The sequence below is a fragment of the Gordonia spumicola genome (assembly GCF_009932475.1).
GTDB classification, from domain to species: domain Bacteria; phylum Actinomycetota; class Actinomycetes; order Mycobacteriales; family Mycobacteriaceae; genus Gordonia; species Gordonia spumicola.
The window spans coordinates 846,726-867,728 of record NZ_BJOV01000003.1 but is presented as its reverse complement, the minus strand read 5'-3'; the positions used below and the strand labels follow the sequence as shown (position 1 = coordinate 867,728).

General features: G+C 68.9%; 18 protein-coding genes and 1 pseudogene. 12 read left to right on the top strand and 7 right to left on the bottom strand.

What is annotated here, in order from left to right; all coding sequences use genetic code 11:
• Window positions 1-5 precede the first annotated feature (5 nt).
• The 3 genes from GYB83_RS10125 to trmB all read right to left on the bottom strand — a co-directional run bounded on the left by GYB83_RS10125 (window position 6) and on the right by trmB (window position 4,513).
• Complete coding sequence (locus GYB83_RS10125) at window positions 6-2,999, bottom strand: MMPL family transporter (protein WP_161895358.1); 2,994 nt, start codon at window positions 2,997-2,999, stop codon at window positions 6-8.
• Between the two features lie 74 nt (window positions 3,000-3,073).
• Window positions 3,074-3,730, bottom strand: coding sequence for an NYN domain-containing protein (locus GYB83_RS10120; RefSeq protein ID WP_161895357.1), 657 nt, complete (start codon window positions 3,728-3,730; stop codon window positions 3,074-3,076).
• 3 nt (window positions 3,731-3,733) lie between these two features.
• A complete protein-coding gene (gene trmB, locus GYB83_RS10115) occupies window positions 3,734-4,513 on the bottom strand; it encodes a tRNA (guanosine(46)-N7)-methyltransferase TrmB (RefSeq protein WP_161895356.1) in 780 nt (259 codons plus the stop codon).
• Window positions 4,514-4,581: 68 nt separating this feature from the next.
• Between trmB and GYB83_RS10110 the strand changes: the two genes are divergently transcribed.
• The 7 genes from GYB83_RS10110 (at window position 4,582) to GYB83_RS10080 (ending at window position 12,564) form a co-directional block, all read left to right on the top strand.
• Entirely contained in the window at window positions 4,582-5,244 is a 663-nt protein-coding gene (locus GYB83_RS10110; protein WP_161895355.1) for a hypothetical protein, read from the top strand.
• The gene (locus GYB83_RS10105) at window positions 5,241-6,302 is read left to right on the top strand and encodes a hypothetical protein (RefSeq protein WP_161895354.1); all 1,062 of its coding nucleotides are present in this window, start codon (window positions 5,241-5,243) and stop codon (window positions 6,300-6,302) included. Before GYB83_RS10110 ends, GYB83_RS10105 begins: the two co-directional genes overlap by 4 nt.
• Before the next feature lie 28 nt (window positions 6,303-6,330).
• Window positions 6,331-6,633, top strand: coding sequence for a DUF6802 family protein (locus GYB83_RS10100; RefSeq protein WP_161895353.1), 303 nt, complete (start codon window positions 6,331-6,333; stop codon window positions 6,631-6,633).
• 114 nt (window positions 6,634-6,747) lie between these two features.
• On the top strand, window positions 6,748-8,568 hold the full coding sequence (locus GYB83_RS10095; protein WP_161895352.1) for a phosphoenolpyruvate carboxykinase (GTP): 1,821 nt from the start codon (window positions 6,748-6,750) through the stop codon (window positions 8,566-8,568).
• Window positions 8,569-8,732: 164 nt separating this feature from the next.
• Window positions 8,733-9,512 (top strand): ABC transporter ATP-binding protein, encoded by a 780-nt coding sequence (locus GYB83_RS10090; RefSeq protein ID WP_161895351.1) that lies wholly within the window; start codon window positions 8,733-8,735, stop codon window positions 9,510-9,512.
• A gap of 14 nt (window positions 9,513-9,526) precedes the next feature.
• A complete protein-coding gene (locus GYB83_RS10085) occupies window positions 9,527-12,076 on the top strand; it encodes an ABC transporter permease (protein WP_161895595.1) in 2,550 nt (849 codons plus the stop codon).
• Window positions 12,073-12,564, top strand: coding sequence for a hypothetical protein (locus tag GYB83_RS10080; RefSeq protein WP_161895350.1), 492 nt, complete (start codon window positions 12,073-12,075; stop codon window positions 12,562-12,564). Before GYB83_RS10085 ends, GYB83_RS10080 begins: the two co-directional genes overlap by 4 nt.
• A gap of 83 nt (window positions 12,565-12,647) precedes the next feature.
• Here the strand turns inward: GYB83_RS10080 and GYB83_RS10075 are convergent, their stop codons facing one another.
• Complete coding sequence (locus tag GYB83_RS10075; RefSeq protein ID WP_161895349.1) at window positions 12,648-13,391, bottom strand: class I SAM-dependent methyltransferase; 744 nt, start codon at window positions 13,389-13,391, stop codon at window positions 12,648-12,650.
• Window positions 13,392-13,419: 28 nt separating this feature from the next.
• Here GYB83_RS10075 and GYB83_RS10070 point away from each other — a divergent pair, with 28 nt between their 5' ends.
• Complete coding sequence (locus tag GYB83_RS10070; protein WP_161895348.1) at window positions 13,420-14,547, top strand: glycosyltransferase family 4 protein; 1,128 nt, start codon at window positions 13,420-13,422, stop codon at window positions 14,545-14,547.
• Here the strand turns inward: GYB83_RS10070 and GYB83_RS10065 are convergent.
• Together GYB83_RS10065 and GYB83_RS10060 are read right to left on the bottom strand one after the other, a co-directional pair.
• On the bottom strand, window positions 14,490-16,139 hold the full coding sequence (locus tag GYB83_RS10065; RefSeq protein ID WP_161895347.1) for an MmpA family trehalose lipid delivery protein: 1,650 nt from the start codon (window positions 16,137-16,139) through the stop codon (window positions 14,490-14,492). The two genes, GYB83_RS10070 and GYB83_RS10065, sit on opposite strands and share 58 nt — an antisense overlap.
• Window positions 16,140-16,143: 4 nt before the next feature.
• Window positions 16,144-17,058 (bottom strand): HpcH/HpaI aldolase/citrate lyase family protein, encoded by a 915-nt coding sequence (locus GYB83_RS10060; protein WP_161895346.1) that lies wholly within the window; start codon window positions 17,056-17,058, stop codon window positions 16,144-16,146.
• Window positions 17,059-17,147: 89 nt separating this feature from the next.
• On the opposite strand from GYB83_RS10060, the gene GYB83_RS10055 reads away from it, so the two are divergent.
• Entirely contained in the window at window positions 17,148-18,305 is a 1,158-nt protein-coding gene (locus tag GYB83_RS10055; protein WP_228461364.1) for a polysaccharide biosynthesis protein, read from the top strand.
• A 21-nt stretch (window positions 18,306-18,326) separates the two neighbouring features.
• Here the strand turns inward: GYB83_RS10055 and GYB83_RS10050 are convergent, their stop codons facing one another.
• The gene (locus tag GYB83_RS10050) at window positions 18,327-18,926 is read right to left on the bottom strand and encodes an HD domain-containing protein (RefSeq protein ID WP_161895344.1); all 600 of its coding nucleotides are present in this window, start codon (window positions 18,924-18,926) and stop codon (window positions 18,327-18,329) included.
• A gap of 408 nt (window positions 18,927-19,334) precedes the next feature.
• Between GYB83_RS10050 and GYB83_RS24100 the strand changes: the two are divergent.
• The 3 genes and pseudogenes from GYB83_RS24100 to GYB83_RS10040 all read left to right on the top strand — a co-directional run.
• Window positions 19,335-19,757: pseudogene (locus GYB83_RS24100) on the top strand (MspA family porin); the annotation flags it as partial.
• On the top strand, window positions 19,684-19,974 hold the full coding sequence (locus GYB83_RS23860; protein ID WP_267130323.1) for an MspA family porin: 291 nt from the start codon (window positions 19,684-19,686) through the stop codon (window positions 19,972-19,974). The pseudogene GYB83_RS24100 and the gene GYB83_RS23860, both read left to right, overlap by 74 nt.
• A 33-nt stretch (window positions 19,975-20,007) precedes the next feature.
• The gene (locus tag GYB83_RS10040; RefSeq protein ID WP_161895342.1) at window positions 20,008-20,331 is read left to right on the top strand and encodes a hypothetical protein; all 324 of its coding nucleotides are present in this window, start codon (window positions 20,008-20,010) and stop codon (window positions 20,329-20,331) included.
• The last annotated feature ends 672 nt before the right edge of the window (window positions 20,332-21,003 follow it).

Sequence of the window (21,003 nt, the reverse complement as noted above, 5' to 3'; positions counted from 1 at the left end):
TCCGGTCAGTCCTGGTCCGACCGACTGGCGCGACTCCGACGGAGCAACTCCTGCACGCTGATCTGGTTGCCTTCGTCGCCCCGGTCGGGCCGCAGCTGGCGAGCCGACCGTGTGCCCGCCGGATCCTCGACGACGTCCGGTGTCGGCTGGACGTGCGGCGGGCCCTGGGGCGCGGCGGGGGCCTGCGTCTGCGGAGCCGGGGCGGGCGGAGCCTGCGGAGGCTGAGCCTGGGGCGGGGGCGGGGGCGCCTGGGGCGTCGGCCGCTGCGGACCGGCGGCCCGTGCAGGAGCCGCGGGCTGCTGCTGAGGTCGGCGGGGAAGCGGTGGCCGCACGGCGGGCTGCGGCTTCGAGATCACCGGCTGCGGCTGGGAGACGGCGCCCTGCGGCTGAGCCTGCCGTGGTTGCTGTCCGCCGGTCGTCGGGCGGGGCTGCGGCGGACGCGGACGGAGATCCTGCGACGCCATCCGCACACCGCCCGCGCCGAGCCGCCACGACCCGGTGTCCGGCCCGCTGCTCTTGCGCGCCGTGTCGACGGGAGTCGCCTTCGGCGCGTCGTCGATCAGCTCGTCGAGCGTGCTCTCCACACTCGCTGGCTCCGGCGTCGCCGGGCCCCGGCGCTTGGTCGTCTCCACGCGGATGCTCTTCATCGCCGTCGTCGGAGCCTCTGCGGCCGCGACGACACCGCCGGAACTGACCGTGGCCTGGTCGTACCGCGTGTGCTCCTTCTGATCGGGTTCGTCCGAGAGCGTCGTCTCGCCGAGCCCGATCTTCTGCTGGAGTCGCTGCATCCACCGCGGCGACCACCAGCAGTCGTCGCCGAGCAGCTTCATCACCGACGGGACGAGCAGCATGCGGATCACGGTGGCGTCGAGGACGAGCGCCGCGATCATGCCGTACGCGATGTACTTCATCATCACGATGTCCGACAGGCCGAACGCGCCGGTCACGACCACCAGGATCGCGGCCGCAGCGGTGATGATGCCGCCGGTGTGCGCGGTGCCGGTGCGGATCGCCTCGGTGGTCGACGCACCGTTCTGTCTGGCCTCGACCATGCGGGACAACAGGAATATCTCGTAGTCCGTCGACAGGCCGTAGATGATCGCGATGATCAGCACCAGGATCGCCGCGAACAGCGGGCCGGGTGTGAAGTTCGCGATCGACGCGCCGTTGCCGTCGATGAAGATCCAGGTCAGGATGCCGAGTGTGGAACCGAGACCGAGGGCCGTCATCAGCGCGGCCTTGATCGGCAGGATGATCGACCCGAACGCCAGGAACATCAGCAGCCCGGTCACCGCCACCAGCAGGATCGCCATGAACGGCAGCCTCGCCATCAGCGAGTCGATGGAGTCCTGCGTCAGTGCCGGGGTTCCCGCGACATAGACGCGCAGGCCCTGGTCGTCGATCGCCCTGAGCTCCTTGATCGCCTCGGCCGCGGTGTTGCGGTTCACCAGGCCGGCCGACATCTGCGTGACACCGAGACCGGTCTCCGGATCGCCGTACACGCCGTCCGATCCGCCGTCGGAGGCGTCCGGCGAGAACTTCTTCGTGAATCCGGGGATCTTGTTCGCCGCGTCGGCGATCGCCTGGATCTTGCCTGCGGGATCGGGATCGTCCTGCGAGTAGACGACGATCAGCTTGAGCTCTTCGGTGCGTTCGGTCGGGAACAGCTTGTCGAAATGCTCCTGTGCGACGCGGTTCGCGTTGTCCGGCGGGAGCAGCTTCTCGCTCAGTCCGCCGAACGCGATGTTGCCGAACGGGATGATCAGTGCGAGGAGCAGCAGGACCGTCGGGATCGCGGTCTTCAACGGGTGCTTCATCACCCAGGTCGCGAGCTTGCCCCAGAACCCGGCCTCGATCTCCTCACGGGTCCGGGTCCGCTTGAGGAACGGCACGCTCAGCGCGTCGACGCGGCGTCCGAGGATCGCCAGGATGGCGGGCAGGACCGTCACCGACAGCAGCGCCGCGAGCGCCACCGACGCGATCGCGCCGAACGCCACGGATTTGAGGAAGGCCTGCGGGAACATCAACAGACAGGCCAGGGCCGCGACGATGATCGTCGCGGAGAACACGATCGTCTGACCGGACGTCATGACCGACCGTCTCACCGCGGCCTTCACGGTGTAGCCCTCGGCCAACTCCTCACGGAAGCGGCTGACCATGAACAGGCCGTAGTCGATGGCGATGCCGAGCCCGATCAGTGTGATCACGGACTGGGCGAAGATGTTGAGCTCGGTGGTCTGGGCGATCAGCTTGGTGATGCCGAGCGACCCGGCGATCGTGAGGCCGCCGATGAACACCGGCAGGATCGCGGCCACCACGCCGCCGAACACGAACAGCAGCATCAGGGCGACGACCGGCAGCGCGATGATCTCAGCACGATGGATGTCGGCGTCCATGCCGCGACTCATCGCGCCCGCGATCGGCTGCAGACCGGCCAGTTCGAACTGCGTGCCGGGGAGGTCGTAGCGGCCCGCCAGGTCGTCGAAGAACGGTTCGATCTTCTTGTAGTTGTTGAGGATCGTCGTGTCGTCGTTGCCCGCGACGCCGATGGAGATGAACCCGTGTTTGCGGTCCGCGGTCCACATCCGCTCGCGTTTGAGGTCCGCGGCCGCCTGGTCGGCCGAGTTCGTGATCGCGTCGAACGGGCTGATCAGACCGGCGTGGGTCGCGTCGACCTCGCGGCTGACGACGTCCGGGTACTCGGCGAGCAGGTCGTCGACGATCTTCTGCATCTTCTTGTTGAAGGCGTCGTCGTCGACGAGCGTCCCGTCGGGCGGGCTGACCAGCAGGATCACATCGGACTTGTGATCGCGGCCGAGAGCGGCGTCGGCGACGATCGATCCGGCGACCGACTCCGAGTTGGGGTCGAACCAGCCGCTCTGCGACAAGTGCTTCGGCAAGTCCATGCCGTAGAGTCCGAGGCCGCCCATCAGTGCGATCAGCACGGCGATGACGGTGTAGCGCATTCGGTACACGAATGAGCCGAGGGATCCGAACACGCCGGCTTCCTTCCTTGTCGCGGACACTCGAAATTCCGATTGTCTCAGTTACACCTGAGAAAAATCGGTAACCACTACTTGAGCAAGGCGCTGAGCGGACGGAACGGCGTGAGCCAGGCTCCGTCGTCGGGGAGCGAGTCGAGGCTGATCCGCGGGAGCGGCTCCCGGAACACTCCGGGGATCTCCTCGAGGTCGACGAATTCCAGTCCGTCGGTGGTCAGCGCCCAACTCGCGTGCTCGCGGAAGCCGATCACGGTGACCGGGACACCCTCACCTGCGAGTTCCAGGAGCGGCTCGCGGAACGCCTGCCCGTCGGCCGACGCGATGATCACCCCGGCGAGGCCCGGTGTGTGCCTTCTCACCTGCAGATGGTCGAGCATGTCGGAGTCGACGTCGCTGTCTTCGGTGAGTTTCGGCTTGGCGAAGACGGCGTAGCCGACGTTGCGCAGGGCCTCGACCCACGGGCGGACCACATCGGCGCTTCCGGGAGCGATGTTCGTGAAGACCGTCGCCTCCGGCTCGACGTCCGCGCGGCCGGAGGCTCCGATCGCGGCGGTCCGCTGCAGCATCCACCGGCCGAGGGCGTCGAACCGCGGACGATGGGCCGCGGTGGGGCGTCCGCCCAGCAGGCTGCCGAGCCCCATGTCCATGTTGGGGGCGTCCCAGATGAGCAGGACGCGTTTGACGCTGCTCGCGCCCGACATTGCGTCCGCGAACTCAGGTGCGGTCATCGGCTAGTCCTCCTGCGTCCGCTTCGTCTCCCGCGGGAACGGTTTGACGTACACGAACTCGTTGATGTCGCGACCCTCCACGTGGGCCCGCCCCTCGAACTTAGTCGTCGGGCGTTCCAGAAGAATCGGAGATTCGAAGGTCAGTGGAACGACGTGTGCGCGGTCGGCCCGCTGGGTGGCGAGGAGCTCGGCGATCCACAGCGCGTAGTCGGCGTGATCGGTGGCGATGTGCAGCACGCCGCCCGGCTTGAGGCGGTCGGCGATCAGCTCGATCGTCCCCGACTGCAGGAAGCGTCGCTTGTGGTGGCGTGTCTTGGGCCAGGGATCCGGGAAGAAGACGCGTACGCCGGTCAGGCTGTCGGGCGCGACGAGTTCGCTGAGCACCACCGTCGCGTCGCCGCGGATCATCCGGACGTTGGTGAGTCCGCCGCGATCGACGAGGCCGACGAGCTGTGCCAGACCGGGCTGATACACCTCGACGGCGACGACGTCGACGTCGGGCTCCTCCGCGGCCATCGCGGCCGTCGAGATCCCGGTGCCGCTGCCTACCTCGACGATCAGCGGTGCGTCGCGACCGAACCACGCCTCGCGGTCCAGCGGCGGCTCGTCCGCGGCGTCGGTTCCGGTGAGGAGATCGCGGCCGAGGGCGGGCCACAGCGTCTCCCAGTTGTTCTTCTGCCCCGCGGTGAGTGCGCCTCGCCGGAAACGGAAGCTCGTCACACGGGGATACAGGCGAGAGTTGTCCTGGTTCTCGTCGTTCTTCACCGGTCTATCGTCGCGCATTCGAAAGCGATGCAGGCAACCGACACCGCAGGTAGCGTCGAAGTCGACCTTGGGGGAGGTGGTCGGAGATGACCGGGGACGATGTGTGCGAACGGGCGACGGACCGGCGGAACGCGCCGTTGCGGGTGACGATCGGCGGGCACGGCCGGACCGGGAGGACGACTCTCGCGGCGGCGGTCCGGGCTCGATTCCGATTGTGCGCCAGCGTGATCGACGACCATTCGCCGCCGGACGACGCGGATCTGACGATCCGGGTGATCGGAGCCGCGCCGCGACGATGCGACGTCGACGCCCTCGCTCGGGCCGGGGTGAGCGTCGTCGTGGCGGGCAAAGCCGACCTGCGCGACGATCCCGCTGCCCTCGCCGCAGACGCAGCCCGTGAACTGGGCGTTTCGGTGTATCCGGTGTCCGGGCTGCTCGCCGCGGTGAACGTCGGGCCGACGGATCTCGTCCGGCTCCGCGAGCATCCGGACGATCCCGACCTGCTCCGACGGTTCGGCGTCGCAGGCGTGGCCCACGCCGCGCGGTTCGACGCGGACACACCCGAGCGGCTCGCCGCGGAACTTCGTCGGATCAGTGGGATCGACGCCCTCGCCGCGGCGGTCAGGGCCGCATCGGCCGACGTCGCAGCGGCCCGCGATAGACGCCTGCGGGCCGAACTCGCGCTCGCCGCGGCCCGCGGACACGATCGCGACCGGGTGGAGGCCGTGCTGGCCGGGGCGACGTCGTGACCGGGGTTCGGATCGTCGGACTCGCGGGCGCCGAACCGTCCCGGCTCGGGGAGGCCCTGGTCGCGGCCGGTGTGGACGTCGGAGACACCGAACCGGACGCGGTGATCGTGGCGATCGATCTGTCGTGTGACGTCGGCGATGAGGAGCGCGAACTCCTGGCCGCGCAGTCGGCGCCCACCGCGATCGTGGCGTGCGGAGTGGAACGGCATCCCGACTGGCCGGAGACCACCGCCCGCGCCCGCGACGCTCTCGACCCGGATCGGGCACTCGCGCTGTTCGCCGTGTCGGCGGCGGACGGCCGCGGCGTCGACGACCTCGCGGACTGGTGTCGCGCGCCCGACACCGCGGCTCCGGCGCCCGCGCGGCGCACGCCGACGCCCGTCGTCGCACTCGCCGATCCCGTGCGGGTCGCCGCGGGTCCGCAACGATCCGATCGGATGTCCGGGCTGCGGGCGGGCATCGCGGCGGCGCGCACCGAGACGGCGACCGCCGTCCGCGAGTCCGTCCAGTCGCTGGCCGTCACCGCGGACCGGGCCTGCGCCGACGTGCGCGACGGCCGGGCGTTCGGCGCGTGGCTCATCGAGTCGATCGGCGTCATCGCGTCCACGGCCGAGGCCGGACTCGACGAGCGACTGAATCATGTGCGCCGTACCGCGACTCTCGGGCTTCCCGGCGTCGACCCGGGGGACATCGCACCCGAGCCGCCGATGCGGCCGGCGAGTCCGCCTCCGCACCGGAACGGCTCGGGCGAGGACGCCGTCGTCCTGCTCCTCGGGGCGGCGGGCGGATTCGGTGCGGGACGGATGCTCGTGGCTCCGCTCGTCGATGGATGGCTGCTCGGCGGCGTCGTCACCGCTGTTGTCGGTGTGGCGGTCGCCGCGTGGATCGTCGGCGTGCGCCGGACGGCCGCGGCGAGGGCGTCTCTGCGCAGATGGACGGCCGACACCGTCTCTCTCGCCCGGACCAGCATGGAGCACCGCCTGATCGCGCGGGTGACGGCGGTCGAAGCGCATGTGAGCAGGGAGATATGGAACCGAACGGGGCCGCGGCGCGTCTAACCTTAAGAGGGACGAGTAGAGGGTGCCGATGGACGACTGGTTCGATGCGCGATCCGACGATGCGGGGACAGATCCCGCCGACTCGCTGTGGATCTACGACGACGGGGCACTGTGGGATCTGGGGCCCGCCGACTTCGACTCCGACGGTGACGGCGTCGCCGAGTCGTTGACCGCCGAGTTCGACGGCGGTCACGCGGTGCTCACCGACACCGACGGCGACGGGCGGGTCGATCGGATCACGACGCTGCACGCGGACGGCAGCACAGAGGTGGCGGACGGGAGGTCCGAACCGCTCCGATGGAGTCCGACATCACTCGGCCGCCTGGAGTGACGAATTCCTCGCTGTCCCGACTGCCGGATGTCCGTTAGGAGCGCGTATCCTCGTGGACAACTGTGCCGGGTGAACAACGCCGGGCCAGGCATCGCCGTAACCAAGGAGCCCCGCATGACCGCTGCGACCATTCCCGGCCTCGAGCCCGGGAACGCCCCGACCACCCACCCCGGGCTGCTGGCCTGGGTCGCCGAAGTCGCTGAACTGACGCAGCCGGATCGGGTCGTCTGGTCGGACGGAAGCGACGAGGAATGGGACCGTCTCACCGCGCAGCTCGTCGAGGCGGGCACCATGGTGAAGCTCAACGACGAGAAGAAGCCGAACTCGTTCCTGGCTCTCTCCGATCCGGCCGACGTCGCCCGTGTCGAGTCGCGCACCTTCATCTGCTCGGAGACCGAAGAGGCCGCCGGCCCCACCAACAACTGGGTCGACCCGAACGAGATGCGTTCGACGATGACCGACCTGTACCGCGGCTCGATGCGTGGACGCACCATGTTCGTTGTGCCGTTCTGCATGGGCCCGCTCGGCTCGGACGACCCGAAGCTCGGCGTCGAGCTCACCGACTCGGAGTACGTCGTCCTGTCGATGCGCATCATGACGCGCGTCGGTCCCGAGGTCCTGGCGACCCTCGGTCAGGACGGCTTCTTCGTGAAGGCCCTGCACTCGGTCGGCGCGCCGCTCGAGCCGGGTCAGGCCGACGTGCCGTGGCCGTGCAACCCGGAGAAGTACATCGTGCAGTTCCCCGAGGACCGCGTGATCTGGTCGTACGGTTCGGGCTACGGCGGCAACGCCCTGCTCGGCAAGAAGTGCTACGCGCTGCGCATCGCATCGGCGATGGCCCACGACGAGGGCTGGATGGCCGAGCACATGCTCATCCTCAAGCTCATCTCGCCCGAGGACAAGGTCTACTTCGTCGCTGCCGCGTTCCCGTCGGCCTGCGGTAAGACTAACCTCGCGATGATCCTGCCGACCCTGCCGGGCTGGCGCGCCGAGACCGTCGGCGACGACATCGCGTGGATGCGCTTCGGCGAGGACGGCCGCCTGTACGCGGTGAACCCCGAGTTCGGCTTCTTCGGCGTCGCACCGGGCACCGGCATGGACTCGAACCCGATCGCCATGAAGACGATCGAGGCGGGCAACACGCTGTACACGAACGTCGCTCGCACCGACGACGGAGACGTCTGGTGGGAGGGCATCGGCGATGCTCCCCACCACCTCGTCGACTGGCGCGGCAACGACTGGACGCCGGAATCGGGCGACAAGGCCGCCCACCCGAACTCGCGTTACTGCACCCCGATGTCGCAGTGCCCGACCCTGGCCCCCGAGTGGGACGACCCGCAGGGCGTGCCGATCTCGGCCATCCTGTTCGGCGGACGACGCAAGACCACCGTCCCGCTGGTCACCGAGGCCCGCGATTGGGAGCACGCCGTCTTCATGGGCGCCACCGTCGGCTCCGAGCAGACCGCTGCCGCAGAGGGCAAGGTCGGTGCGACCCGCCGCGACCCGATGGCGATGCTGCCGTTCCTCGGCTACAACGTCGGCGACTACTTCGAGCACTGGCTCAACCTGGGTCGCCGTGAAGGCGCGCAGATGCCGCACGTCTTCTACGTCAACTGGTTCCGCCGCGGCGAGGACGGTCGCTTCCTGTGGCCCGGCTTCGGCGAGAACAGCCGCGTCCTCAAGTGGATGGTTGACCGTATCGAAGGCAACGTCGAGGGCGTCGACACGCCGATCGGCATCGTTGCGAAGCCCGAGGAGCTCGACCTCTCCGGTCTCGACGTCCCCGCCGCCGATGTCGCCGAGGCCCTCGCGGTCGACGCCGACGAGTGGCGCAACGAGATCCCGAGCATCGAGGAATGGTTCGAGTTCGTCGGCGACAAGCTGCCCGCCGAACTGAACGCTCAGCTCGACGTCCTCCGCGAACGCCTCGCCTGACAGGCATACAGCAACCGTCTAGAAGACCTTTCGACTCGGTAGGGTGTCGCCCCGCCCGCTCCTTGAGCGAGCGGAGCGAGTCGAAAGGTCTTCTGTCGTTTTCGGGGTCGGGTCAGGGTAGATCCCGATAGCGCGGGTGCGTGATCTCTGCGACTCTGGACGGCATGACACACGCAGCTGCAGAACAGCACGGTCGAGTCGCCGCGCGCGCCGACCGATTGACCAAGACGTACGGGGCGGGGGACACCGTCGTGCACGCATTGCGCGGCGTGTCCATCGGTTTCGGAGCGGGCGAGTTCACCGCGATCATGGGCCCGTCCGGGTCGGGCAAGTCGACGTTGATGCACTGCCTCGCCGGCCTGGACACCGCGTCGGACGGAAGCGTCCGCATCGGCGACGTGGAACTCTCGGGCCTGGGCGACAAGGAGATGACCAAGCTGCGGCGCGACCGCATCGGCTTCGTCTTCCAGGCGTTCAACCTGGTCCCGACGCTGACCGCGGAGGAGAACATCACGCTGCCGCAGGGCATCGCGGGCCGCAAGGTCGATCAGGAGTGGTTCGAGACGGTCGTCGACCGTCTCGGTCTCCGCGACCGCCTCGGGCATCGTCCCAGTGAGCTGTCCGGCGGTCAGCAGCAGCGCGTCGCATGCGCCCGGGCCCTCGTCGGACGTCCCGACATCATCTTCGGTGACGAGCCGACCGGCAACCTCGACTCCCGGTCGTCGGGCGAGGTGCTGAGCATCCTGCGGGCGGCGACCGACGAGTTCAAGCAGACCGTCGTCATCGTCACGCACGATCCGCGGGCCGCGTCGTACGCGGACCGCGTCGTGTTCCTGGCCGACGGCCAGCTGGTGCGCGAACTGGTGCGCCCGTCGGCGGACGACGTCTTCGAAGTCATGAAGAATCTCGACGGCGCGGGCGGCGCTTCGGCAGGAGCGCAGTGACCATGGGCTCGGTCATGCGCAAGGTCTCCACGCGGAGCCTGGCCTCCCACAAGCTGCGCCTGGTGCTCACCGTGTTCTCGGTGGTCCTCGGCACCAGCTTCGTCGCGGCGGCCGTCATCTTCACATCCACCGTGTCGAACGCGTTCAACGCGATCTTCGACAACGTCGCCCAGGGCGTGTCCGTCGAGGTCAGCGCCGCCGATCGGGACGCGCCGGGCGTTCCGGTCGAGCTGGTCACGAAACTCCGCGACTCGAAGGCGCAGCTCGGCATCGACAAGCTCGTCGAGAACTACGGCGGCCCCGTGACCGTCGCCGACTCGTCCGGCAAGGCCATCCAGACCGGCGGCGCGCCGAGCGTCGCGTCCGCGTACCTGCCGCCCGATCAGGCGATCGGCGACTCGATGAAGCTCGTCGAGGGTCGGGCCCCGACGGCCGAGAACGAGATCACGATCAACAGGACCGCCGCCGACAAGGCAGGCCTGCACGTCGGCTCGAAGACGAAGGTCGTCCTCGGCACCGGAGTGTCCGATCCGATCGACGTCATCGTCGTCGGCATCACCGACCTGTCGTCGTCAACCGGCGGGTACGTCGGCATCCAGTTCGATCAGCAGACGGCGAAGGACTACTTCTCCGACGGCGACTACGTCGCGGTCGTCGACATGACGGCGGTGCCCGGCGTGTCCGACACCGAGCTGCGCGACCGCGTCCATGCGGCGCTCGGCGACGCGACGAAGGTCGATGAGTTGTACAAGGTCCGGACCGGCGATCAGGTGCGAGACGACGAGAAGGCGGCCATCGGCGACTTCCTGACGATCTTCCGCTACATCCTGTTGGCGTTCGCCGCGATCGGACTGCTTGTCGGAACGTTCATCATCTACAACACCTTCTCGATGATCGTCGCCCAGCGGAACCGGGAACTGGCACTGCTGCGCGCCATCGGCGCCAGCCGCAGAGACGTCTCGCGGTCGGTCTTGACCGAGGCGCTGCTCGTCGGCGTCCTCGGCGGCGTGATCGGCCTCGGCCTCGGTGCGGCCATCGCCGCAGGCATGCTGGCATTCACGAAGTCGCAGGGTCTGCCGTCCAACGGCATCGAGATCGGCGTCGCCGCCATCGCGTCCGCGGTGTTCGTCGGCGTCATCGTGACCATGCTCAGCGCGTGGATCCCGGCGCGGCGCGCGTCCAGGATCCCGCCGGTGGAGGCGATGCGCGAGAGCGCCGTCGAACCGGGCGCGGGCTCCTTGCGCAAGCGCACGCTGATCGGCGCGATCCTCGGCGTGCTCGCCGTCGCGGCCTTGGTGATCGGCGGACTCGGCGAAGGCGGGACCCGCGCCCTCATCGTCGCGATCGGCGCACTCCTCGCCGTGGTCGCGATCGTGCTCGGCGCGCCCGCACTGTCGCAGCCGTTCGTGAGTGTGCTCGGTGGACTCTTCGAGAAGCCGTTCGGCACCGTCGGGCGCCTCGCCAGGACCAACGCCGTCCGCAATCCGCGTCGGAGTGCGGCGACCGCGTTCGCGTTGACCCTCGGGCTGATGCTCGTCGTGGTGATCGGCATCCTCGGTACGTCGTTCAAGGGCACCGTCAACTCGGCGGTCGACAAGGGCGTCAAGGCCGACTACGTCGTCAGCGGGACCAACGGCGGCAACATGCCGCTGGGCATCGCCGACGCCATCCGCAAGGCCCCCGGCGCGCAGACCGTGGTCACGCAGGCGTTCGCCGTCGCCAAGATCGGTGGCGAGCAGACGTACCTGACGGCGGCCATCGGCGGGAAGTTCTCCGACGTCGCGACGATCACGCCTATCGACGGCGTCGTCGACGTGACGGGCGACGGGATGGCCGTCGACGAGAGGACGGCCAGTGACAGGGGCTGGAAGCTCGGCGAGACGGTGACCGTCACTTCGCTCACCGGCGACGAGATCGCCGTCCCGATCGTCGGGGTCTACGAGTCGAGCGAGATGGCCGGGACGTACATGATCGGCGACGACCTGTACGACAAGCTGGTGCCTGTCGAGAGCATGCGGTCGGCGCAGTTCGTGTGGGTCAAGGGCCGTCCGGGCGTCTCCCTCGGGGACCTGCGAACTCAGTTGGAGGACGCCACGGCCCCGTATCTGATCGCCCAGATCCAGGACCGCGAGGAGTTCAAGAACTCGATCTCGTCGAACATCGACCAGATGATGGTCACGCTGTACGCCCTCCTCGGGTTGTCCCTGGTGATCGCGGTCCTCGGCATCATCAACACGCTCGCGTTGTCGGTGGTGGAGCGCAAGCGGGAGATCGGCATGCTCCGTGCGATCGGCATGGCCCGCGCCCAGGTTCGCCGGTCCATCTACCTCGAGTCGACGTACATCGCGGTCTTCGGCGCCCTGCTCGGAGCCGTCCTCGGCCTCGCGATCGGCATCCCGCTGGTCCGCACCCTGGCCTACTGGGGACTCGAGGGCGTCGTCATCCCGTGGAGTCTGATCGGCGGGACGCTCGTCGGAGCGGCCGTCGTCGGCGTGATCGCGGCCCTGTGGCCTGCGGTGACAGCGGCCCGCACGCGGCCGCTGGAGGCTATCGTCGAGGGATGAGCAACGGGAAGAACAACGGGCGGACCGTCGTCCTGTCACTGGCGGTCGCGTTGTCTCTCCTCGTGTTGATCGTGGTGGCAGTGCTCGTGTTCCGCGACACCTCGTCGTCGGACACGGGCGCTGCCACGGTCACCAGCACGCCGTCGTCGAGTGCGACGTCGTCGTCGGAACGGCCGAGCACCACCAGTTCCACGCCGACGTCCACCCACACCCGGCCGACGGGCGAACCCGGAACCGTGACCTACCAGTTCACCGGCGACGGCGACGTCGTCGGGGTGTCGTACCGCAGCGGCACCTCGATGACGGTCGTGGTGGTCACGGGCACCCCGTGGCAGCAGAAGACCACGGTCTCCGACCGCCGGGCCCGTCTCACCGGCATCGTGGTCCGCGGCCGCATCACCTGCACGATCATGCAGGGAGAGGACCTGCTGGCCTCGTCGACGTCGTCGGGCGGCCCGATCTCGTGCGCGGCCACCCTACCGAGGTAGCCTCTCCGGTCGTTGAGCCGATTCCGAGGCGCCAGCCGAGGCATCGAGTCGAAACGCCGCACGTCAGGCCGGTTGCCGAGCACTCAGTGGCGTCGCAGCACCATGACCAGGTTGGTTGCCGCGACCTCGCGGAGGCCGGGGACGCGGACGACGGGCCACGCCCAGCGTGGGAGATAGCGGGGGAACGCGGCCCGCAGGGTCGCGTCGGGGGTGGTGCGCGCCCATCGCAGGCCGGCGGCGGCGGTGATCGGGAACAGTGACTCCCCGAACAGGTTCTTCGGGGGACGACCGTGCTTCTCGGTGTACCAACGGGCCGCACGGTGACCGCCCGCGTAGTGCGTCAGACCCATCTCGTGCCCGCCGAACGGGCCCCACCACAGGGTGTAGCTGAGCACGATCGTGCCGCCGGGTCGGGTGACCCGGACCATCTCGTCGGCCATCTCCCACGGGCGGTCGGTGTGCTCGGCGACGTTCGACGAATAGCAGACGTCCACACTGCCGGTCGCGAACGGGAGCTGCTGGCCCTGGGCGCGAACCGCGGTCCGGTGGTCGAGTCCGGCAGCGTGCATCTCGCCCGCGTCGGGCTCCACCGACAGGTACTGTGCACCGCGTGCGGTGAACGCGTCGGCGAAGAAGCCGGGACCGCCGCCGACATCCAGGACGGACGTGCCGGCCATCGGGCCGTGGACGTCGGAGACCATCTGCGCGGTGTCCTGCGCCAGCGCGCTGTAGAAGCGGTCGGGGTCGGGCTGTTCGTAGCGGAACTCGCGGAACAGTCGGACCGAACGGGCCAGGGTGGCTCGGCGGGCGAAGCTGGACGCGGTCATGGGCCCAGCGTCGCATACCCTGGATCGAGTGAATCCCCCGGCCGACGTCCTGCTGCTGTGCTGGCGCGACACCGGCCACCCGCAGGGCGGCGGGAGTGAACGTTATCTCGAACGGGTGGGCGCGGAGCTCGCCCGACGCGGATACCGCGTCACCTTCGTGACCGCGGACTATCCGGGCGCTCCGCGGAAGCAGATGGTCGACGGCATGCGTGTCCTCCGGGGCGGCGGACGGCTCACCGTCTACCTGCGCACGGCGGCGACCCTGACCGCCGCCCGGTTCGGCCGCGGGAGGCTCGCCGGATACCGTCCGGACGTGGTCGTCGACACCCAGAACGGAGTGCCGTTCTTCGCATCGATCGTGGCCGGCGCCCCGACCGTCGTGCTCGTCCATCACTGCCACCGGGAGCAGTGGCCGGTGGCCGGGCCCGTCCTGTCCCGCATCGGCTGGTTCGTCGAATCGCGCCTGTCCCCGCGCGTCCATCGGCGGAACCGCTATGTGACGGTGTCGGAGCCGTCGGCCGCCGAACTCGTCGACCTCGGCGTGGACCGAAGCCGGATCACCGTGGTGTGCAATGGGATCGATCCGGTGCCCGACGGCGTGCCCACGCGGGCGCCGCACCCTCGACGGCGGCTGATCGTCGTCTCCCGGCTGGTCCCGCACAAGCAGGTGGAACATGCGCTGGCCGTGGTGGCGAGGTTGCGGGACCGCGGCGTCGACGTCCATCTCGATGTGGTGGGCGGAGGTTGGTGGGACGACGAACTGCGTGCCGCGGCCGCGGAGTTGAGCATCGACGACAGGGTGCGCTTCCACGGGCACGTCGGCGACGCGGAGAAACACGAACTGCTGGCCGCGGCCGATCTGCACCTGATGCCGTCCCGTAAGGAGGGGTGGGGCCTGGCGGTGATCGAGGCCGCGCAGCACGGCGTGCCGACGGTCGGCTACCGGGCCTCGGCCGGGCTCAACGATTCGATCGTCGACGGTGTGACAGGGCTGCTCGCGGACGACTTCGACGGTCTCACCGAGGCGGTGGCCGCACTCGTGGACAGTCCGCGGCGACTCGCCGACCTCGGGGCCGCAGCCCGCGCTCGGTCGGGCGACTACTCGTGGTCGTCGACGGCGGACGGCTTCGAAGCCGTCTTCGCGACCCTGCGCTGAATCCACGCCGCGGGGCCCGCGAGCAGCGCCGCGAACCACAGGAGCGTCGCGGTGATCGCCGAGGTCCAGGCGAGGACCCCGGGCGTCGGTGCGGGGGAGGCGTCGGAAACGCGGAACAGGCGCAGATGTTCACCGTGAAACACCTCGTCGGCCGCGTCCAGTCCGCCGGGGGGCGTGGCCTCCTCGCTGATCACCCAGCCGATGCCGAGCCTCGCGAGGGCGTGGACGTCGCCGCGGCGGACCGCGGACATGATCTCAGCGGTGCGGCCGCTCGGCGCGTCGTACGTCCGGCCGTCGACGATCAGGCCGCCGCCGGAGATCACCGGGGCGTCGACCATCCGGGGCAACGGGCTCAATGACGGTCCGCGGGTCCAGGTGAGCGTGCGCACGCTCGACTCCGGCCACAGTGCGACGCCGGTGCCATCGTCGTCGATCATGCCGACGACCGTCGCGTAGTCGGCGGGGATGCGGACCGGCGCGATCGCGCCGCCGACGCCCCATGCGAGGTCGGGCAGCGGTCCGATCACCAGCAGGGCGACCGCGCCCGCGGCGAATCCTGCGGGCACCGACCGGCGCAGTCGGGAGACGGCGGCCGCGGCGGCGACGGCGACGAACGGAACCGCTAGCGCGAGGTACTTCTGGGTGTCGCGCAGCAGCCCCGCGCCCGGTACGTGAGCCAGTGCGGCGTCCATCACCGCGAGACCCGGCCCGGTGGCGGCCAGCACCGTGACCAGCACTGTGACGCCCGCGAGTAGCGCGAGTGCCCGGATCGTCCGGTGCCGGGCGCGTCGAAGCTCCACACAGCCGACGACGACCACCGACATCAGTGCGACGGTCGCGACCGCCGCCCATGCGGACGTGCGGCTGGCGGGTACGGCCTCGGCGTTCCAGATGCCGCCGAGGCCCAGCGCGGTCCCGACCGATCCGAGCCCGGGCTCGGCGCGCAGGGCGAACGCACTCGCGCCGCCCGATGATCCGGACGCCGAGGACACGACGGCTCCCACTAGCCACGGTGACGCCGTGACCAGCCACGACAGTGCCATCCATGCGGCGCCTCGCCTCCGCGTTCCGGTCGCGAACGCGGCGACGGCGGCGACGACAATCGCCAGAACGGACCCGGTCGGAGTGAACCCGGCGACGGCGAACCAGGCGAGCGTCGCCCAACGATGGCCGTCGGCCACCGCGATCACGATCGGGGCGAGGGCGGCGTAGCCGAGCAGCAGACTCCACTGACCCTGGAGCAGGCGTTCGGCGACGAACGGATTCCAGACAGCGACCACTGCCGCGGCGACCGAGCCCGACGTTCCGGCCGAGGGGACGAGCCGCCGCGCGAGCTTGCCGTAGCCGATGCCTGCCCCGAACAGGGCCGCCGTCGTCAGCAGCGCGACGAGCCAGCCGCCGTCCACCACCCGGGACAGGACTCCGAGCACGGCGTCCTGCGGCACCGCACGCGGTGCCGAGCCGTCGATCCCGAACGCCGACGGCGTCAGCGCGAACCGGGGGACGGCGACGGCGTCGCGGTAGATCAGGTAGCCGCCGTGCAGGGGTGCGCAGATCAGTGCCGTGAGCAGGGCGCTGACCAGGTAGAGCATTCGGTCAGAAGTGGTAGGTGTCCGTCGGAGCGGGTGAGTGATCGGAGATCTCGTAGTCGTTCGGGACGATGTTGTACGCCCGCGCCAGATCGAGGATCTTGGTGGCGCGTGCGATGCGCGGCAGGTCGGAGCCGTTGCGGATCTCGCCGCCGTCCGCCTCGAACTCGGTGAAGAAGTCGCGTGCCCAGCTGATGTCGTCCAAGGACGGCGAGAGGCCCTCGTTGACGGCCGCGCACTGGTCGGGCGTCAGGCAGATCTTGCCGGTCATGCCGAACTCCGCACTCACCGCCGTCGCGTCGCTCAACTTGTGCGGGTTGGAGCCGACGGTCGGTCCGTCGATCGCCGACGGCAGGTTGGCTGCCTTCGCGGCGATGGTGAATCGCGAGCGGGCGTAGGCCAGCGTCATCGGGCTCTCGCCGAAGCCGGTGTCGCGCCGGAAGTCGCCGATGCCGAACGCGAGGCGGAAAGTGCCCTTCGCCGAGGCGATCTCGGTGATCCGCTCCAGCCCGCGCGCCGTCTCCACCAGGGCGACGACGGGGATGTTGGGCAGACGCTTCGCCGTCTCCGTGACGTGGTCCACCGACTCGACCATCGCCAGCATCACGCCGCCGATCGACGTCGGGGCGAGCGCTTCGATGTCGGCGGCCCACCACGGTGTGCCGAATCCGTTGATGCGGACCCAGTCCGAGTGACCCGCCTCCATCCATGCGACGACGTTGGCGCGCGCGCTGTCCTTGTCCTTGGGGGCGACGGCGTCCTCGATGTCGAGCACCACGATGTCGGCGCGCGACCGTGACGCGGCCTCGAACCTGTCGTGTTGTGCACCGTTCACGAGCAGCCAACTGCGTGCAAGGACCGGATCGATCCGGGATCCGACGTCGGCCGGATCGGGCTCGTGGAATGGTTCGGTGTCGTACATCGAGGTGAAGCGCCTACTCGGTCGAGGTCAAGGTGGGGACATTGCAGTCGATGAAGTGTACCCTCACCCGACCCGGCACACTGGTGGGCATGGTGCGGGCACTCGGGTCGGTGACGGCGGGGACACTCCTCGCGAATCTCCTGGCCTACCTGGTTCAGGTGCCCGCCAGCCGTGTCCTCGGGCCGGACGGGTTCGGCGAGTTCTCCGTCCTGAACGCCGCGATGCTCGTGTTGTCGGTGCCCGCGCTCGCACTGCAGGCAGTCGTCGCCAGGGAGGTCGTCGGCGGTACGTCGCGCAGTCGGCTGTGGCGTTTGATCGGTGTGGTCACGGTGCTCGTCGCCTGCTGTTCGGCGGCCGGTGTCGCCGTGATGATGACGATCGCTCACACGGCCTTGGTTCCGACCGCTGTGGCACTGGCCGGTGCGGCGCCGCTCGCCGTGATCGCGGGCGGGCAGGGACTCCTGCAGGGGTCGGGTCGGTTCGGGGTGCTCGGACTCGTGTTGGCGTGCGTCGGCGTGCTGCGGTCGGTCCCGGTCGTCGGGGCCGTCGTCTCCGGTGGCGGTCCGACCGGCGCGCTCGCTGCGGGAACCGCGGGAACGGTCGTGGCCGCGGTCGTCGTCGCGGTCGTCGCGGCACGTGACCGCCGTCGGGAAGACGTGGCCGCTCACTCGCGGGTGGCGCTCGCGGACGTGCTCGCCGCATCCGGCGTGCAGTTCGTGATGATCGTGGCGGTGTCCGTCGACCTGCTGCTGTCCCGGTCGGTGCTGACGGCATCCGACGCGGGTGTCTACGCGCTCGGCGCCGTCGCGACCAAGGCCGCGTTCTGGCTGCCGCAGGCCATCGGGGTGGTCGTGTACCCGCGGCTGGCCGATCCGGTCCGGTCGTCGGACGCCCTGCGTCGTGCGCTCGCCGTTCTCGCCGGGATCGGTTTGTGTGTGACCGGTGCGGCGGCTGTCGGTGGGCCACTCGTTCCGGCGGTGATCTCCGAAGACTATCGGCCAGTCGCGTCGTTGATGTGGTTGTTCGCGCTCACGGGGGCCCTGCTGGCCGTGCTGCAGTTGATGCTGCTGGCCGCGATCGCCCGCAATCATGCGCGCGGCGCGCTCCCGGCGTTCGCGGTGCTGGTCGCCGAGATCGCGGTGATCCTCGTCGTCGCCGACTCGGTCCCGCTGCTCGCGTCCGTCGCCGCCCTGTCGGCGGCCGCATCCGTCGCCGCGACCGGAGCATGGCTGCGCTTCGCTGGGTAGTGCGCCACCACCGGGCCCCGGTCAGAACCCTCGGTTCACTCCCCGATAGCCGGGGTCCTGCAGATAGCTTTCATACAGATCACGCGGCCAACTCGGTCGCGGAGCCTTCTCGGGGCGATCGAGAACCTGGGACACGACCAGGTCGGCAAGCTCGATCTCGATGTTCAGCCGTGGACGCATCGTCTCGAGTCGAGCTCGAATCGATGCCGAGTTCTCGAGCACGTCCTCCCCGAAGTCCATGAGCACTCCAAGCCTGATGGCGCGCGTCAGGCCGCCCCGAGATTCCGAGATGTGCGGAGAGGTGTGCAGGGCGATCGCGTCCCAGATCTCCTGAGCTTCGTGCTGATCGGCGAATGACAGGCGTTCCAGGAACGCAGCGGCTTCGTTGCCGCCGACCACCTCGAACCGATCACCCGACGCCGCACCAGCGACTGTGCCGAAATCGTGGAACAGGCTGGCCACCCAAATGGAGTCAGGATCGAGTTCTAGCTGTTCGGACTCGCCGATCGCCGTTGCCAGTCTCGCGACTCGTACCGAGTGGTTGAGGATCGCCTCATGAAGGTGTGCAGAAACATGATCAAACGCTGCCCGCACCAGCGGGCTGTCAGGCAATTCGCTCACTCTTGACCTTCCCTATCGGGGTGATAGTCGATCTCGATCAGTAGCCAGCGGCACGCTGGGCTTGTAGCTAGGCGATTTCAGATGGTAAATGCACCACCATTTCAATATGGGGATATCAGCGATCTTTTCTGGCAGCGTTCGCCAGCCGAGAGTGCCGCGTGGTCGGCAGTCCGCCGCGTGCCTTGTCCCGAGAACGGTCGAGCTACGCGCAGCCTGCACAACGTGATGGGCGGCATCTTTGAGCAGGACGGAAGCGTGTTCGTGTCATGTTCGCCTGATGGTTGCCGAGACCGCAGACGCCTGCTACCGTCACACAATTACCAAGGTAAGTCACAGTCGATAAGTCGAAACATGCGATCGTATGTCGAGTGTTCGTGTGACTGACCGTGAGCGTTCGGGAGTTGTGTTGTGCGGTTGATTGTTCGGGTGGTCGCGGTGGTGGCTGCGTCGGTTGCGCTGGTGGGCGTTGCTGGTGGTGGTGTGGCGTCGGCTAATCAGGTTCATCGGTTCCCTGACCGGACGGTCGTGAAGCGTTCTGATGATGGGTGGACGGTCCGGTTGACGAAGTCGGCGGAGAAGATCGTGTCGGTGCCGCCGCTCTCGCGTGGGGTCGGCTCATTCGAAGCGTTCCTGGATTTGCGGGGCGAGGCTGAGATCACTGGTCAGGGCACTGTGCCGGTGGACGCGGCGATCCTGACCTCGGGATATCAATTATCCTGTCAGTGGCAAATGTCCAATTTGAACGTGGGAATTTCGGGTGGCCCGACGGCGCAGGCGTCGATCACGTGGCCGCCCGCGGTGGTGTTCGGGGTCCAGGCGATGCCGACGGTGTCGACGACGTTGGCGAACGGGGGCCACGGTCGATGTGAAGTTCGGTCAGAAGGCGTTGGCCGGTGCGCGTGCGGGGACGCGCGCGGAGGGTGTTCGGGTCGAGATCTCGGGGTGTGTCGGGGCCCGCCCCGCGGTCCGCGCCTACATTCGCGTCTCGATGGCAACGGCGGCCAATGACAACATGTTCACCATCTACGGTTCCCCGCACCTGCTGTAGCAGCCTGCCTACCGTCACGAGAAGGGATCCAATATGACGTTGACAGACAACACGACACGTATTGCTGACGATTCGCGGACGATGGATCGTGTCGATTCTCCGGCTGGCGACGACCGGGCGGCGACGGGTGATGCGGCTGGGTCGGTGCCGGTGGGCACGATCGTCTTGTTTCTGCTGGGGTGTGGTGTTCTTGTCGCTGCTGCGATGACGGTGTCGAATCTGGGTTCGTGGGGTGCCCAGGTTGGTGAGGTGTGGGTGTTTCTCGGGTTCTTCGTGGTGATGTCGATCGGTGGCCGTTGGTTCTGGGCCGGTGTCGATGCGATCGTCACCGCTCTTCGGTCGGGTAAGGACGGCTGAGGCGGTGAGTATTCGGGGGGACCGCAGTCGTCGTCGGTGGTGGGTGCGGGTTGCGGTCGCTGGTGGTGTCGGCGGGGTCGCGGTTCTTGCTGCTGGTGTGGTGGGTGTTGGTGGTGCGGATGGTGATGCGTTGTGTGCTCAGTTGCGGGCGCAGTATGGGCCGGGGTGGCCGTGTATCAGTGTGCCGACGACTACGCCGCCGCCGATGCCGGGTGTGACGCCGACGACTCCGGGTTCTCCGGGTGTGCCCGGGGGTGGGCCGGTGATCGGTGGTGATGCCGGTCCGGGCCCGGGCACGGGGGACGGTACGCCGATTGTGGGCGCCCCGACCACGAATCCTGCCCGGCCGAGGGGACGGGCGCCTGCTGCCCCGGAACAGCGACGAGCGGACAACATCGACGAAAGGCCAGTTGCCAGTCGGCCGGTGAGCCCTTCGCCTGTTCGGACGACCGCACCCGCTCCCGTACAAGGCAATGATTGGTCTGATCAGGATCAAGCGTTGCGGGAGCCCGGTTCCGATAGTGGGGATAGTGAAACGGTGCCGTTGCCGGTGTGGTTGATCGCTGGTGCTGCAGCGGTCGCGGTAGCCAACCCTCGCGCGAGGTCACTGGCGCGCCGGGGCAGTTCGACGCGCGTGGGTCGCCCGTACTCGTCCTCCACCCGCGCGATGGG